This window comes from Ensifer sp. M14 (assembly GCF_003355565.1).
Classification (GTDB): domain Bacteria; phylum Pseudomonadota; class Alphaproteobacteria; order Rhizobiales; family Rhizobiaceae; genus Ensifer.
Genome location: NZ_QJNR01000004.1, coordinates 2,259,294 through 2,274,076, shown reverse-complemented (window position 1 = coordinate 2,274,076; position 14,783 = coordinate 2,259,294). Strand labels below are relative to the sequence as shown.

General features: G+C 62.1%; 16 protein-coding genes and 1 other RNA gene. 5 read left to right on the top strand and 12 right to left on the bottom strand.

What is annotated here, in order from left to right:
* Nucleotides 1–24: 24 nt before the first annotated feature.
* Nucleotides 25–366, bottom strand: coding sequence for a potassium channel family protein (locus BLJAPNOD_RS10790; RefSeq protein ID WP_077500123.1), 342 nt, complete (start codon nucleotides 364–366; stop codon nucleotides 25–27).
* A gap of 606 nt (nucleotides 367–972) precedes the next feature.
* Here BLJAPNOD_RS10790 and BLJAPNOD_RS10785 point away from each other — a divergent pair.
* A complete protein-coding gene (locus tag BLJAPNOD_RS10785; RefSeq protein ID WP_244610913.1) occupies nucleotides 973–2,526 on the top strand; it encodes an arylsulfatase in 1,554 nt (517 codons plus the stop codon).
* Nucleotides 2,527–2,823: 297 nt separating this feature from the next.
* On the opposite strand, the gene miaA is transcribed toward BLJAPNOD_RS10785, so the two are convergent.
* On the bottom strand, nucleotides 2,824–3,735 hold the full coding sequence (gene miaA / locus BLJAPNOD_RS10780) for a tRNA (adenosine(37)-N6)-dimethylallyltransferase MiaA (RefSeq protein ID WP_199565929.1): 912 nt from the start codon (nucleotides 3,733–3,735) through the stop codon (nucleotides 2,824–2,826).
* On the opposite strand from miaA, the gene serB reads away from it, so the two are divergent.
* Both serB and BLJAPNOD_RS10770 read left to right on the top strand, forming a co-directional pair.
* Nucleotides 3,734–4,621 carry a phosphoserine phosphatase SerB gene (serB, locus tag BLJAPNOD_RS10775; RefSeq protein WP_115419798.1) on the top strand — a complete coding sequence of 296 codons (888 nt, stop codon included), beginning with the start codon at nucleotides 3,734–3,736 and terminating at the stop codon, nucleotides 4,619–4,621. The two genes, miaA and serB, sit on opposite strands and share 2 nt — an antisense overlap.
* A complete protein-coding gene (locus BLJAPNOD_RS10770; protein WP_115419797.1) occupies nucleotides 4,618–5,193 on the top strand; it encodes a GNAT family N-acetyltransferase in 576 nt (191 codons plus the stop codon). The genes serB and BLJAPNOD_RS10770 overlap by 4 nt, the downstream gene beginning before the upstream one ends.
* Before the next feature lie 276 nt (nucleotides 5,194–5,469).
* Here the strand turns inward: BLJAPNOD_RS10770 and BLJAPNOD_RS10765 are convergent, their stop codons facing one another.
* Nucleotides 5,470–6,372 (bottom strand): LysR substrate-binding domain-containing protein, encoded by a 903-nt coding sequence (locus BLJAPNOD_RS10765; protein ID WP_115419796.1) that lies wholly within the window; start codon nucleotides 6,370–6,372, stop codon nucleotides 5,470–5,472.
* A 94-nt stretch (nucleotides 6,373–6,466) separates the two neighbouring features.
* Between BLJAPNOD_RS10765 and BLJAPNOD_RS36355 the strand changes: the two genes are divergently transcribed.
* Nucleotides 6,467–6,595 (top strand): hypothetical protein, encoded by a 129-nt coding sequence (locus BLJAPNOD_RS36355; RefSeq protein ID WP_256372313.1) that lies wholly within the window; start codon nucleotides 6,467–6,469, stop codon nucleotides 6,593–6,595.
* 371 nt (nucleotides 6,596–6,966) lie between these two features.
* On the opposite strand, the gene BLJAPNOD_RS10760 is transcribed toward BLJAPNOD_RS36355, so the two are convergent.
* The 9 genes from BLJAPNOD_RS10760 to BLJAPNOD_RS10720 all read right to left on the bottom strand — a co-directional run bounded on the left by BLJAPNOD_RS10760 (nucleotide 6,967) and on the right by BLJAPNOD_RS10720 (nucleotide 14,232).
* Entirely contained in the window at nucleotides 6,967–8,427 is a 1,461-nt protein-coding gene (locus BLJAPNOD_RS10760; RefSeq protein WP_244611012.1) for a DegQ family serine endoprotease, read from the bottom strand.
* Between the two features lie 342 nt (nucleotides 8,428–8,769).
* Complete coding sequence (locus BLJAPNOD_RS10755) at nucleotides 8,770–9,156, bottom strand: ACT domain-containing protein (RefSeq protein WP_025427669.1); 387 nt, start codon at nucleotides 9,154–9,156, stop codon at nucleotides 8,770–8,772.
* A gap of 6 nt (nucleotides 9,157–9,162) precedes the next feature.
* On the bottom strand, nucleotides 9,163–9,348 hold the full coding sequence (locus tag BLJAPNOD_RS10750; protein WP_115419794.1) for a DUF2065 domain-containing protein: 186 nt from the start codon (nucleotides 9,346–9,348) through the stop codon (nucleotides 9,163–9,165).
* 7 nt (nucleotides 9,349–9,355) lie between these two features.
* Nucleotides 9,356–10,279, bottom strand: coding sequence for a protease modulator HflC (locus tag BLJAPNOD_RS10745; protein ID WP_115419793.1), 924 nt, complete (start codon nucleotides 10,277–10,279; stop codon nucleotides 9,356–9,358).
* A complete protein-coding gene (gene hflK / locus BLJAPNOD_RS10740; protein ID WP_115419792.1) occupies nucleotides 10,276–11,379 on the bottom strand; it encodes an FtsH protease activity modulator HflK in 1,104 nt (367 codons plus the stop codon). Before hflK ends, BLJAPNOD_RS10745 begins: the two co-directional genes overlap by 4 nt.
* A gap of 251 nt (nucleotides 11,380–11,630) precedes the next feature.
* Nucleotides 11,631–12,173 (bottom strand): dihydrofolate reductase, encoded by a 543-nt coding sequence (locus BLJAPNOD_RS10735; RefSeq protein ID WP_115419791.1) that lies wholly within the window; start codon nucleotides 12,171–12,173, stop codon nucleotides 11,631–11,633.
* Nucleotides 12,166–12,771, bottom strand: coding sequence for a glutathione S-transferase (locus BLJAPNOD_RS10730; protein ID WP_115419790.1), 606 nt, complete (start codon nucleotides 12,769–12,771; stop codon nucleotides 12,166–12,168). The genes BLJAPNOD_RS10735 and BLJAPNOD_RS10730 overlap by 8 nt, the downstream gene beginning before the upstream one ends.
* Before the next feature lie 153 nt (nucleotides 12,772–12,924).
* Complete coding sequence (locus BLJAPNOD_RS10725) at nucleotides 12,925–13,719, bottom strand: thymidylate synthase (RefSeq protein WP_077500103.1); 795 nt, start codon at nucleotides 13,717–13,719, stop codon at nucleotides 12,925–12,927.
* A gap of 204 nt (nucleotides 13,720–13,923) precedes the next feature.
* Nucleotides 13,924–14,232 carry a DUF2853 family protein gene (locus BLJAPNOD_RS10720; protein ID WP_115421241.1) on the bottom strand — a complete coding sequence of 103 codons (309 nt, stop codon included), beginning with the start codon at nucleotides 14,230–14,232 and terminating at the stop codon, nucleotides 13,924–13,926.
* 138 nt (nucleotides 14,233–14,370) lie between these two features.
* On the opposite strand from BLJAPNOD_RS10720, the gene ssrA reads away from it, so the two are divergent.
* Nucleotides 14,371–14,734, top strand: a transfer-messenger RNA (tmRNA) gene (gene ssrA, locus BLJAPNOD_RS10715).
* The last annotated feature ends 49 nt before the right edge of the window (nucleotides 14,735–14,783 follow it).

Here is a 14,783-nt window from a genome sequence, read left to right as displayed (position 1 = left end):
GCTGAAGGCGGCCGTGAACGAGGCTCAGTCCGGCGGCTTTCGGTCGTTGTGTTCACGGGCGGTCGCCTGCAGCGCCTGGACACTGACGGCTGCAACGAGGCCGGTGAGGATAATCCCGGAAAAGCCGATCAACATGGCCAGCACGCGCGAAGACAAATGGCTCGGCGTCAGATCGCCGTAACCTATGGTGAGACCGGTGACGAAGGTGAAATACAGGGCGTCCATCACCCGCCACTCCTCTATTCGCCCGATCAACAGGCCACCGCCAACCATGATGCAGAGAATGGCGGACAGGATTGGCCAGACAACGCCAAGCTGGCGATAGAACTCGCCGAAGAAGATCCGTCTTGTGAATTTAGACCCCATCGGACCCGCCTCGAAAAAGAATAACCTGACATCCCCATGATGACCGCCTGAACGCCTGTTCCGGATGTCGCCGACAACCGGATCACTACAGCAGTCCAGGCCGCAATTTAGGGTGATCTAATGTGGGTGAAAGTCAACTCTGTAACGGTAACGATGGAGGGCTCATCGAGCAGATTTGTCGCCTCCCTGGTACACCTGAATTCTCTCAGGCGACCGCACACTGGGGCATCGCAAGGTCAACCGACGGTCGTTGCCTTGGCAGCCGCAGCATACTTGCGAAAATTCTAAAAAAGACGAGACTGCGCACCGTGCCCCAACGGGGCACGGAATGCCAGGACAGCAATCCGGGGTTTTTGCCGCTCGGCCTATCCGGCCGGGCTGCGCCTATTCCTGCCTATCTCGTTCGCAGTCACATCCATACAACAGATGAGGACACTGCTCATGATAGACCAAGCTGATCAACCACGTTCATTGACAAGCCGCAGGTTGGGCCTTGGAGCCCGAGCCAGGCTTCTCGCAACAGCCGCTGCTGCGCTTACGTTCGTCGCCGTCCCCTGGGGGTCGGCGGCAGCCCAGACAACGCAATCTGCCAAACCGAACATTCTCATGATTGTTTCCGATGATACAGGCTTCGGCGATCTCGGGCCGTATGGCGGCGGCGAAGGCCGCGGAATGCCGACGCCGAACATCGACAAGATGGCAGACAATGGCATGACGTTCTTCGACTTCTACGCCCAGCCGAGTTGCACACCCGGCCGTGCAGCGATGATCACGGGGCGCATTCCCAATCGCAGCGGCATGACGACCGTCGCGTTTCAAGGCCAGGGCGGTGGCCTGCCTGCAGCCGAATGGACCCTTGCGTCCGTTCTCAAGCTTGGCGGCTACGACACCTACTTCACTGGCAAGTGGCACCTTGGGGAGGCTGACTACGCGCTGCCGAACGCCCAGGGCTTCGATGTGATGAGATATTGCGGGCTCTACCACCTGAACGCCTATACCTACGCCGATCCGACCTGGTTCCCGGATATGGACCCGAAGCTGCGGGCGATGTTCCAGCGGGTAACCAAAGGCGCCCTGTCAGGCAAAACGGGTGAAAAGGCCGTCGAGGAGTTCAAGATCAACGGCCAGTACGTCGATACTCCAACGATCAACGGTGCACCCGGTGTTGTCGGTATTCCGTTCTTCGACAGCTACGTCGAGAAGGCCGCGGTCGGCTTCCTTGACGACGCATCCAAATCCGGCAAGCCCTTCTTTATCAGCGTCAACTTCATGAAGGTGCATCAGCCGAACATGCCTGCACCGGAGTTCGAGCATAAGTCGATGTCGAAATCGAAGTATGCCGACAGCATCGTGGAACTGGACACCCGCATTGGCCGCATCATGGATAAACTCCATGAAACCGGCTTGGACAGAAATACCCTCATATTCTACACCACCGATAACGGCGCCTGGCAGGATGTGTATCCTGACGCCGGCTACACGCCATTCCGTGGCACCAAGGGCACCGTCCGCGAAGGCGGCAATCGCGTTCCCGCTATCGCAGTGTGGCCGGGCAAGATCAAGCCTAACAGCAAGAACCACGATATCGTCGGCGGGCTCGATCTGATGGCAACCTTCGCCGCGGTCGCCGGCGTCGCCCTGCCGGACAAGGACCGCGAAGGCCAACCGATCATCTTCGACAGCTATGACATGTCGCCGATCCTGCTCGGTACGGGCAAGTCGGAACGCACCTCCTGGTTCTACTTCACCGAGAACGAGCTTTCGCCCGGCGCTGCCCGCGTCGGCAACTACAAGGCCGTGTTCAACCTGCGCGGCGATGACGGCCAGGCGACTGGCGGACTGGCGGTCGATTCGAACCTTGGCTGGAAAGGTGCATCCAAATATGTCGCAACGGTCCCGCAGGTCTTCGATCTCTGGCAGGATCCGCAGGAGCGCTACGACATCTTCATGAACAACTATACGGAGCGCACCTGGACGATGGTCACCATCAGCGACGCGATCAAGCAGCTGATGCAGACCTATGTGAAATATCCGCCGCGCAAGCTGCAGAGCGAAACCTACACCGGTCCGCTCGAGATCTCGAAGTACCAGCAGTTCCAGTGGCTACGCGAAGAGTTGTCAAAGGACGGTTTCAAGATTTCGCTGCCAACAGGCAACTAAAGCATGTCGCGCAAAAGTGTGCAGCGCTTCTGCGATAACGACATGCGTGAAAACAAGGACTTAAAGCGCGGCAGGCGAATCCTAGAGACCGCGACGCGCTTTAGTCACATCTCCCGATGTGGCCTGAAAAAGTACAAAAACGGGTCTTTGCGTGGGCGACCAGACGACGCCCAGCACCAAACGCCCGCACCAAACGTCAAAGCCGCCGAGGACGGCGGCTTTGTCCTGCACGGCAGAATTTCTGATCACAAAGCCAAACGCCGGACGTTGCCAGGGGCGCGATCGCCCGCCAGAAATTCACGCCATCTCGGCAGCACTCTCGATGCGCTGCCAGCTGTCGTCGAGCTGGTTGCGAAACCAGGTCATCTGCCGCTTGGCATATTGCCGGGTTGCGGCGGAGCCGGTCTCGATCACCTCGGCCTCATCGATCTCGCTGCGCAGGAGCGCTGCAATCTGGCTGACGCCGATCGCCTTCATCACCGGCATGATCTGGTCCAGGTCGAGTGCCATCAGCGCCCGCACCTCGTCGATCGCCCCACCCGAAAGCATCAGGCCGAAGCGGCTATTGATGCGGTTGTGCAGCACCTTGCGATCCGGCAGCACCACCAGCTTGCGCGCCCGCTGCGGATCGATGATCTGCGGACCGTTTTTCTGCTGGTAGACACGGATCGACTGGCCGGTCGCCTCCACCACTTCGAGCGCCCGCACGATGCGCTGGCCGTCGCCGGGCTTCAGCGTCTCCGCCGTCTGCGGATCGCGCGCCGCAAGCTCTGCATGTAATCCTTCAGGCCCCTCCTGCCTCAGCCGCTCGCGCAACCGGTCACGAAGGACAGCGGGAATGTCCGGCATGTCGGCAAGCCCGCCGGTCAGCGCCTTGAAATAGAGCCCGGTGCCGCCGACGAAGACCGGCAGCCGGCCGGCCTTGCGCAGTGCCGCAACCAACGCCTCTGCCTCGCGCAGCCACGCCCCGGTCGAATAGGCCGCGCCTGCCGGCACGTGGCCGTAAAGACAGTGCTCGACGCCGCCCATGTCGACCTCGTCGGGGCGCGCGGTCAGCACCCGCAAGGTGTCGTAAACCTGCATGCTGTCGGCGTTGATGACCACGCCGCCATGCCGCCGCGCCAATTCGACCGCAAGCGCGGACTTGCCGCTGGCGGTCGGCCCGGTTATCAGGATCGCGTCCGTATCGGTTTCAAGGTTGTTGTCCATGGCTCTCGTTGCCACGCTTATCGCCAATCCGTCAAATCCTGTTCTGACGCCAGCGCTCGCGGAAGCCGCCGCTGACGCCGTCAAGGCATCCGGCCTCTATTGGCTCGCCGACGGCATCGCCTGCGACCTCGCGCTCAGGGACGGCACAGACCCCTTCGCCGCCGAGGCCGCGCTGCGCGGTGCGCTCAACGGCGTGGCCGTCGATGTCGCCGTCCAGGACGCCGACACAAGGCGCAAGAAGCTACTGATCGCCGACATGGATTCGACCATGATCGGCCAGGAGTGCATTGACGAACTTGCCGCCGAAGTCGGCCTCAAGGACAAGGTCGCCGCCATCACCGCCCGCGCCATGAACGGCGAGATCGCCTTCGAGCCGGCGCTGATCGAGCGCGTCGCGTTGCTGAAGGGCCTGCCTTCGAGCGTCGTCGGTGATGTCATCGCCCGGCGCATCACCCTGACGCCTGGAGGCCCCGAGCTGATCGCCACCATGAAGGCGAAGGGCTACTACACCGCCCTCGTTTCCGGCGGCTTCACCGTCTTTACCGGCCCGGTCGCCGACATGCTCGGCTTCCAGGAAAACCGCGCCAACACGCTGATCGAGAAGGATGGCACGCTGACCGGCGAGGTCGCCGAACCGATCCTCGGCAAGCAGGCCAAGGTCGACGCCCTGCTCGATATCGCCGGTCGCCTCGGCATCTCCACCGACGAGGCGCTTGCCGTCGGTGACGGCGCCAATGATCTCGGCATGCTGCAGCTCGCCGGCACCGGCGTCGCGCTGCACGCAAAGCCCGTGGTCGCCGAACAGGCGAAGGTGCGCATCGACCATGGCGACCTCACGGCCCTTCTCTATCTTCAGGGCTATCGCAAGACCGACTTCGTGCGATGATCATCTCGGAGACCGAACGGCTGCGCATCCGCGCCTGGAAGGAAAGCGACCGCGATCTCTTCTTCGAGATCAACAACGATCCCAAGGTGATGGAGTTCTTTCCCCATCGCCGCAGCCGGGAGGAATCCGACGCGCTGTTCGATCGCGTCGGCCGCGGCATCACGGAGACCGGGCTCGGCTTCTTCGCAATCGCGCTGAAGCCCGACGACCGGCCGATCGGCTTCTGCGGCCTCGCCTATACCGACCTCGACCCCTACCTGCCGAAAGGCACCGTCGAGATCGGCTGGCGGCTTGCCGTCCCCTTCTGGGGCAAGGGTTACATCACCGAGGCGGCGCTCGACCTTTTGCGTCACGGGTTCGAGGAGAAGGGCCTACGCGAAATCGTCTCGTTCGCCATTCCCGAGAACACCCGCTCGACGGCGGTGATGACACGCCTGGGCATGCACCGCGATCCCACCCGCGATTTCAACCACCCGCGCATCCCCGCCGCCAAACCACAGCTCGTTCGCCACGTGCTTTATGCGATGACACGGGCGGACTGGCAGGCGCAGCGGGCAAAGGCCGGGGCGTGATCGCGTAGCGGCGTCCGTAAGCTGCGGCTCGCCGCACGCCCTTGTCGTTCAACCGCCTCCCGCTCGTTATTCGTCGCTTGCCCCTCACTGTCCTGCCGGACATCTCTCCCCGCAGGCGGGGAGAGAGACGCTGGGCGCACCCCGTCTCGCCAAGCCGCAACGCGAGCGCTCAGCATCCGTCCTTCTCCCCGCAGGCGGGGAGAAGGTGGCGGCAGCCGGATGAGGGGCAGCGTCAAGCCGAAGCGCCCGCCCTGGAGCGGACCCAGCGACACGTCTTCAGTTCCCTCGCCCTGCCCCCGGATAATTCTTCTCGACCCAAGCGGCGAACGCCTGCGCTGCCTCCGACAGCGCATCAAACCGCCGCGCCACGAGAAAGAAGGCACCGTAGGGCACCGAAATGTCGAATGGTTGCAGCAGGCGTCCGGTCTTGAGTTCGTCGCGCACATGGTCGCGGTCGATCAGTCCGACGCCGTTGCCGCGTAGCGCCGCCTGCAGCACCATCGCGCCATCATTGAAGATCGCGCCGCGCTCGATGCGAACCGGCCCGGCCCCGGCCGCGGCAAACCATTGTTGCCATGCCTCCCGGTTGTCTTCGTGCAGCAACGCATGCTGCATGAGATCGATCGGTGTCGAAATTGGCCGACCGGAACGAGCCAGCTCCGGTGAAATCACCGGAATCATCTCGACATCAGCAAGTCGGCGTGCCTCGACGCGCGGCCAGGAAGAAAGCGTCAGACTATGGCGGATGGCGATATCGGCTTCGCCGCTGCGAAACTCCACCAATCGCGGGTCGGCATCGATCAGCAGATCCACATCGGGATGCGTGTTCTGGAACTCTGCCAGATGCGGCACCAGCCAGCAGCCGGCAAAACACGGCTCCGAGCTGACCTTAAGCGTGCTCGCAAGCTCGCGCCCCGAAAGCGCCGCCAGGCTGTCTCCCACCATATCGAAGGCCGACGTCAGTACCGACAGCAGCGACTGCCCCTCCGCGGTCAGGCGAACGCTGCGATGCCGCCGCTCGAACAGCGGCCGACCGACAAGATCTTCCAGCTCGCGGATCTGCCGGCTGATCGCCGCCTGCGAGACGAAAAGCTCGCCCGCGGCCAGGGTGAAGCTTTCGAGCCGGCCCGCCGCCTCGAAACTCCGCAACGCTGTCAGGGGTAAACGGCCGCGCTTCATGCATAACCTCAAGTCATCCGAAGGCGACTGTAAACTCGTTTGAGCCCTTGCGACAAGTGCGTTGAAATGCGGAAACAGAAAGGAGGATCCGGCCATGCATGCCATCCTCGAGACCTTGATCGACGCGCTGCGCCTGATGACCTTCCAGCCGCCAATGCGCCAAACGCACCACACCCGGACGGGAGAGATGGAGGGTGCTGGCTTGCGCTGTTGCACAGAATGATCGAGTTGGGCGGCCACAGAATATTAGCCGCAGGATGGGTCGGCGCCATCGTTGGCGTGCGTTCCCGCCTGAGGCGGAATAGCGGCACGGCTCATCTCAACGTTTTTTCGGCAGAACCGCTTCGCACCGTTCACGGACACTCGCCAAAGCAATGGCGCATGCGCCAAGCCCGCGCAGATCTGTCGGCAGTCAAAACCCGCCTTGGCGCGCTCCAATGCGCGAAGTGACCTGCCGGGCCATCGCTCTCAATCCATGGCGATCAAAGAAACGGGCTGCCTTGAATCAAAGTCTCAGACATCAGAATCGGACTGTGAGAGAGCGGCGCGATAGGCCTGAAAGGATTCAGGAAAACACCATCGCGCCGCGCCGTCCTATTCCATGCGCACGGTGACGAAGCGCAGCTCGCCGGTCTTGTTGGAAAGCATCAGCAGCGCGTTGCGGCGGCCGTCAGACTTCAGCTCCTCGACGCGGTCGGAGACGTCGTCAGGCGTATCCATCGCTTCCTGACCAACCTCGACGATGACGTCGCCCGGCTCTACCCGGCGCTCGGCCGCAGCCGACCCTGCCTGCACCTCGGCGATGACAACGCCTTCGACATCGTCGGCGATGCCGAACTTCTTGCGGCTTTCGGCATTGAGCGTTGTCAGCTTCATGCCGAGCACCGTGTCCGAGGCAGGCATCTCGGCGGCTGGCGGCTGATCCGTCTTCTTGTCCTCACCGCCTTCATCGCTCGTGGTTGCCGAGGCACTGGCAATGCCTTCGCCATCCTCCAGCCGTCCGAGCGTGACCTTGACCGTCTGCTCCTTGCCGCCCCGGATGATCACCACGTCGACAGCCTTGCCGACGCCGCTCTCGGCGACTGCCCGCTGCAGGTCGCGCATCTCGGCAACATCCTTGCCGTCGAACTTGATGATGACGTCTCCGGCCTTGATCTCACCCTTGGTGATCGGCCCGCCCTCGATGATGCCCGAGACCAGCGCGCCGCGCGGCGAGGCCAACTTCAGGCTTTCGGCGATATCGTCCGTCACCGGCTGGATGCGCACGCCAAGCCAGCCGCGCCGCGTCTCGCCGAAGTCCTTGAGCTGCAGCACTACGTTGGCGGCAAGTTCGGTCGGCACCGAGAAGCCGATGCCGATCGATCCACCCGACGGCGAAATGATCGCCGTGTTGATGCCGATGACCTCGCCCTGCATGTTGAACAGTGGGCCGCCGGAATTGCCGCGGTTGATGGCGGCGTCCGTCTGGATGAAGTTGTCGTAGGGGCCGGCATTGATGTTGCGTCCGCGCGCCGAGATGATGCCGACGGAGACAGAGCCGCCAAAGCCGAACGGATTACCGATGGCCATGACCCAGTCGCCGATGCGCATTTTGCGGGAATCGCCGAAGGGTACCGCCTTGAGCGGCGCTTTCGGCTCGACCTTGAGCACCGCAAGGTCCGTCTTGGTATCCTTGCCGACGAGCTTGGCCTTCAGCTTGCTGCCATTGGCGAAGATAACCTCGATATCGTCGGCACCCTCGATCACGTGGTTGTTGGTGACGATCACGCCGGCGGGATCGATGACGAAGCCGGAGCCGAGCGAATTGACGGTGCGCTGGCGGTTGCCGCCCTTGTCGCCCTGCCCCTTGAAGAACTCGTCGAAGAAGTCCTGATAGGGCGAGCCTTCCGGCACCTGAGGCGTCGGCGCATCGTCGTCGTTCTTGACGCGCTGGGACGTCGAAATGTTCACGACCGCATCAAGCAGGCCCGCCGCGAGGTCGGCGACGGATGCGGGGCCATTGCTCGGCGGGCGAATGGCGGTCGTCTGCGCCACCGCCACGTTGGACAGAAGCAGCGTGGCGGCCAGCGCCAGGGCGCCGAGGGATTTCGATCGAGTGGACAATTCGCGGAGCTCCTCACATTGTCTCGGCGGTGCGATACCTCAAAGGATAGCGCGTCATGCGATGCTCTGCAGCCCCACACGCCCAAAGAGGCGCAAGGATCGCTGCAGCGACCTTGATTTCCAGCATAACCCAATCCGTCGACCGATACCGGTCGCAGGCGTTATGCATCTGGTGACAGCAACGCGATCCGGAGATCCCGTTCCGCCCGATCTTCCTGTGAAGATACGGCGGAATTCAGAAGCGTCCAGACACGATTTTCTGATCCGCCCGAAAGAGCGGATAGGGACCGACGATCAGATGGTGATCTCGTGCCCATGTTCTTTCAGCGCCTGCACCGCCTTGTCGAGATCGGAACCGGGCACGAAGATGTAATCGGTGCTGAAGGTCGAATTGGCAAAGACGCCGATGCCTGCGGCCGAAAGCGGCCTGAGCACGGAAGAAAGCACGCCCGGCACGTCAACGCTGAAATGCTGTTCGATGCGGAAGCAGCGCCAGCCGAGCGAACTCTGGGTGCTGGAAGGAACGCGCGCGGCGCGGCAGACGAGGGTCATTTCCTCTCGCGAGCTGGACACGGTCCAGAAACCCGGCCCCGGCAGCCATTCCGGCATCTGGGAACCGACATTGAGACGGGTGATCGCATATTCGGCGTCGACCAGCCGGATCAGCAGTTTATGTGGCATTTCGCATTATCCTCGAAGCAACCAGACAAGTCCGACACCGGCGGCAACGGAAAATACCCCGGTCAGTCGAAGCTGATGCTCCGGGACATACGGCAAACGCTTCGCCAATTCCACTAAAACCAAAGGGGCCAGTGCGTACACCAGCCCCTCGATGATCAGGAAGAAAGCGATCCCGGTCAGAAAGTCGGACATAGTCCGCTTAGTTCCCGGTCGCTGGTTGCGTCGTTGTCGCAGCCGGCGGGTTGCCTTCCGAGTCATTGAAATAACGGAAGAACTCCGAATGCGGCGACAGCACGAGCGTCGTGTCCGAGCTGCCGATCGACTCCGTATAGGCGGCCATCGAACGGTAGAATTCGAAGAACTTCGGATCACGCGCAAATGCGTCGGCAAAGGTCTTCGTCCGTGCGGCTTCGCCTTCACCGCGCAGGATTTCCGATTCGCGCTGGGCGTCGGCGACGATCTCGACGACCTGACGGTCGGCAATGGCGCGGCGACGTTGACCGGCTTCATTACCGCGGGCGCGAATCAGTTCGGCTTCCGCCAGACGCTCGGCCTTCATGCGGTCGAAGGTCTGCTGAGAGACTTCCTGCGTCAGGTCCGTGCGACGGATGCGAACGTCCTCGATGCTGAGGCCGAGCGTTTCGGCATCGGCCTGGAGGTCGGCACGAACTTCGCGCATCATCGATGCGCGCTCGTCGGAGAGTGCTGCCTCGAAGCCGCGCAGACCGTAGACGCGACGCAGCGATGCGTCGAGACGGGTGCGCAACCGGGCCTCGGCCGAGTCACGGTCGCCCGAAACGGTTTCGCGGAAGCGGCGGGGGTCGGCGATTTTGTAGACGACGAAGGCGTCGACTTCATAGAACTTGCCGCCCGAGACCTGGACGCGGATGTTGTCGAGATCGAAGCGCAGGGCCTGGTCCTCGACGTACTGGACGCGATCGGCATCCATGAAGGCGAAGGGCAACTTGAAGTAGAGGCCCGGCTCGGTCTTGACGTCCTGGATCTGACCGAAGCGGACGACGACAGCCTGCTGACGCTCGTTGACCACGAAGACCGACGAGTAGATTCCGACCAAGACGACCGCGAGCAGGATCAGGATGATTGAAATACGATTGTTGATCACTGTGCGGCTCCCGTCTGTGCCGGCCGACCGATTTCATTCAGCGGCAGATAGGGCACGACGCCCTGCCCGTTCTTCTCGTCGATGATGACCTTCTTCGACTTGCCGAGCACGCCCTGCATCGTTTCGAGATAGAGACGCTTGCGGGTCACGTCAGGCGCCTTGGAGTATTCGTCGTAGACCGAGATGAAGCGCTGCGCTTCACCGTCCGCTTCCTTGACGATGCGGTCCTTGTAGGCGGCTGCCTCTTCGCGGATCTGCGCGCCCTGACCGCGGGCCTTGCCGAGGATCTGGTTGGCATACTGGTTGGCTTCTTCGACGAAACGATCTTCGTCCTGCTCGGCGCGCTGCACTTCGTCGAACGCGTCGGCGACTTCGCGCGGCGGAGCCGCATCCTCGATCGCCACGGTGTTGATCGAGATGCCGGCACCGTAGCTGTCCATCGTCGCCTGGATCGTGCTCTTCACGTCGGCGGCGATCGCCTGACGGTTGTCGCGGAAAATGTCCTGGGCCGGACGACGGCCGACCACTTCGCGCATCGCGCTTTCGGCAACCTGCTGCAGCGTGTCAGCCGGATTTTCGACATTGAACAGGTAGTGCTTGGGGTCCGTGACGGAATAGAGCACCGAGAACTGGACGTTGACGATGTTCTGGTCGCCGGTGAGCATCAGGCCGGCATTCGACTGACCGCTGTTGCGACCGCCGATGTTCTGCTGCTGCTCGGTGACCTTGACGAATTCGACGGTTTCAAGCGGCCAGAAATGATAGTGCAGGCCCGGCATCGAGATCTCGTCCTTCGGCTTGCCGAAGCGCATTTCCACGCCCCGTTCATCCGGCTGAACGGTGTAGATCGAGTTGATCAGGATGAAGCCGACGATCAGCAGGCCGACGATGGCGAAGACGCCGCCGTTGAAACCGCCGGGAACAACGTTCTTCAGCTGGTCCTGGCCACGACGAATGATCTCTTCCAGATCCGGCGGGCCACCTTTGCCGCCTCCGCCGCCACGTGGGCGGTTCGGCCCCTGGCCCCATGGACCCTGATTGCCTCCGCCGCCGCCGCCACCCCACGGGCCGCCGCCGCCATTCTGATTGCTCCAGGGCATCAAAACCTCTCTTTTGAATACTGCTCACGATGAACTGCCGCGCGAATGCACGGACGTCCACGATGTGAACCCGTTATAGGTATGACATGCTTCGCTTTCAACGCGATAGGCCAGAGTTCACCGTAAATGGTTCAAAATAGTTGACGAATGGACCATTCCGGCGCCACGCTCCATGCATGACGCACCAGGGACGCCGGAGCGCTTCAAGCTCGCGGCCTAGCTTCGCCTCAAATCGATCCCGATTTTCGGAATTATGCAGCTGAGGGCGTGCGGCGGCGCCAGGTCACGAAATGCATGGCATGGCTGTCCCTCTCGCCCTGCGGCAGATCCTCTTCGAACACCTTGTCGAAAACGGCAGGATCGATATGCGGAAACCGAGCATCGCCTTCGATATCGGCCGGGACCTCGGTGATGTGCAGGATATCGGCCACGCCGATCGCCTGACGATAGATCTCGCCGCCACCGACGACGCAGACCTCGTCCGCGCCGGCTGCCGAGGCTTCTCGCCGCGCCACGCTCAAGGCTTCTTGCAGCGAATGCACGACGATCGCGCCCTCGGCGAAATAATCGGCGCTGCGGCTGATGACGATGTTCGCCCGGCCCGGCAGCGGGCGGCCGATCGAGGCCCAGGTCTTGCGGCCCATGATCACGGGCTTGCCGATCGTCAGCGCCTTGAAGCGCTTGAGGTCGGTCGGAAGCCGCCACGGCAGGTCGCCCTCGCGCCCGATGACGCCGTTGGCGGCGACCGCTGCGATGAGGGAGACTTTCAGTTCGTTGGTGCTGGTATCAGTCATGGAACCCATTCGGTTTGCTGTCGATTTCGCTTGCCCGGACAAAAGCCGGCCGGTCGGTCACCACTCGGATGTAGCGGTCGACGACCTCGCTCTCGGGCAGGATCTTGCGCATCCATTGCAGCGCACTGGCCAAAAGCAGATCGGCGGCACTCATCGTCGCGCCGAGCAGATAGGCCTGCCGGCCGAGCACGTCGGTCACATGGGCGCACATGTCGCTGTAGAGCCGCGCCTGCGCCGGATTGCTGATCGTCGCCCCGGTGATATGCGCCAGCGCCGTCGGCTCGATCACGCCGGCATAATAGGCAAGCCAGGAGAGATAAGCGCCGCGCTCGGGATGGCCGGGTGCCCGCCCAAGACTGCATTCGGGATGAAGGTCGGTGAGATACTGCACCACGGCGGCCGATTCCCAGATCAGAGCGCCCTTGTGCAAAAGCGCTGGCACCTGTTTGTGCGGATGCGGATTGTCGTCGTCGGGCGCACCGGTCCCATCCCAGCGGCGGATCGAGACATAGCGGATCTCGTATTCCGCACCGATCTCCTCGAGCAGCCAGACGATGCGCGAGGAGCGCGACTGCGGTGCGTGGATGAGCGTCAGCATCAAAACCTCCCGACAGCGCGGCGTCGAACAGAAAACGCCAAGGTCGCTGCAACGCTTGAATTACGTCGGAGGCGGAAGACCCTCCCGGTCTGCCGCCGTCACGCGAATGCCCGTATCGATCACCCTGACCGCGCCGTGCGAGGCGGCGACGTGTCAGACGGCGATCGGCGCCTTGATGGTTGAATCAGCTTCGTAGCCGACAAGGGTAAAGTCTTCAAAACGGAACGAAAACAGATCCCTGACATCTGGATTGATCTGCATGGTCGGCAATGTCTTCGGCGTGCGGGCAAGCTGCAGCCGCGCCTGGTCGAAATGGTTGTGGTAGATGTGCGCGTCGCCAAATGTATGGACGAAATCGCCCGGCTTCAGCCCGGCCACCTGCGCAACCATCATCGTCAGCAGCGCGTAGGAGGCGATGTTGAAGGGCACGCCGAGAAAGATGTCGGCCGAGCGCTGGTAGAGCTGGCAGGAAAGCTTGCCGTCGGCGACATAGAACTGGAAAAGGCAATGGCACGGCGGCAGCGCCATCTCGTCGACCAGCGCCGGGTTCCAGGCCGAAACGATATGCCGGCGCGAATTCGGATTGGTCTTCAGGCTTTCGACGAGGCCGGCGATCTGATCGATGTGCCGTCCGTCCGGCGCCGGCCAGGAACGCCACTGGTAGCCGTAGACCGGCCCGAGATCGCCGTTTTCGTCCGCCCACTCGTCCCAGATGCTGACGCCATTTTCCTTGAGATAGGCGATGTTGGTCTCGCCCTTCAGGAACCAGAGCAGTTCGTGAATGATCGAGCGCAGGTGCAGCTTCTTGGTGGTCAGCACCGGGAAGCCTTCCGACAGATCGAAGCGCATCTGGTAGCCGAAGACCGAGCGTGTGCCCGTCCCCGTCCGGTCGCCCCGGTCGGTTCCGCTGGTCATCACATGGTCGAGGAAGTCGAGATATTGCTGCATGGTCTGGCGCCGCCGATTCGTGTTGTCCCAAATTTAGGGTGAAGCCGGCGGCAAACCAATGTCCTGGGGATGTTTATCCCGCAAATTTAGCCGCGTTCAAACCGGGATCTTGAGGAAAGCCTGCGCGTTTTCCGCCGGCATCCCGCCTCAAGGCATCGGTTAGGTTGATGAATCCGGGTCGATCCGACCCGGGTTCACCGCAACTTACAGCGCCTGCAGCTTACCGAGGTTCTTGGCCACCAGATAATAGAAGGTCACGCGCGACTTCGAGCGGTCCGCAGACATCGCCTTCGCCGTGGCCGAGATGGCTGCGTCCGCGTCCGCGCCCGCGACGCCGAGCTTCTTCTCGCACCATTTTTCCCGGACGCGATCGAGTTCCTTCGGGTCGGTGGCCGACACGAGCGAGGAATCCTTGTTGCGAAGCGCAATGCCGAGATGGCGCACGATCTTGTTCACAACTGCTTCATCGGCGCCGCTGTCATACTTCTGCACATCTGCGAGATAGTCGGTCATGATGCCTCCACATTGGGATTGCTCAAAAAACTGCAGCGTGCCCCGCATGCCCCAGCGGCCCGCCTGCAGCAGCCGGAGTTTTTCATGGCTGCCAATCCTGTCAAGCGTTTTGGAAAAGCAGCGATTTATCCGCGTCTTCCCCTTTTCTTCGGCGCCGGAAAGACCTATATGACAGATGCCGTCTTCGGGCGGCTATGGCAATAAACGGGCGGTGAAATAAACCCATTGGACCCGGGGGCGGTACCCGGCGCCTCCACCAAAAACCGGTCGACACTTCGATGACCGGCTTTTGATGGGGGCGAAATAGGATCGACAAGGGCGTAAAGATCGACTTTTTGCTCGGCATTGTACCACCGTTATCGGGCTAAACTTATAGTTGCAAACGACAACTATGCTGAAGCACGTCTCGCTGCCTAACGGCGGTGCGACACTTCAAATCAAGTCCTTCCGGGTAGCACCGTAAGGCGGGGTCCGAAGGCACCTGGCAACAGAAGCCTTCACCTTCTCCCCCGCTTCGAAATGGTCTATAGATGCTTGGATAATTGACTCGT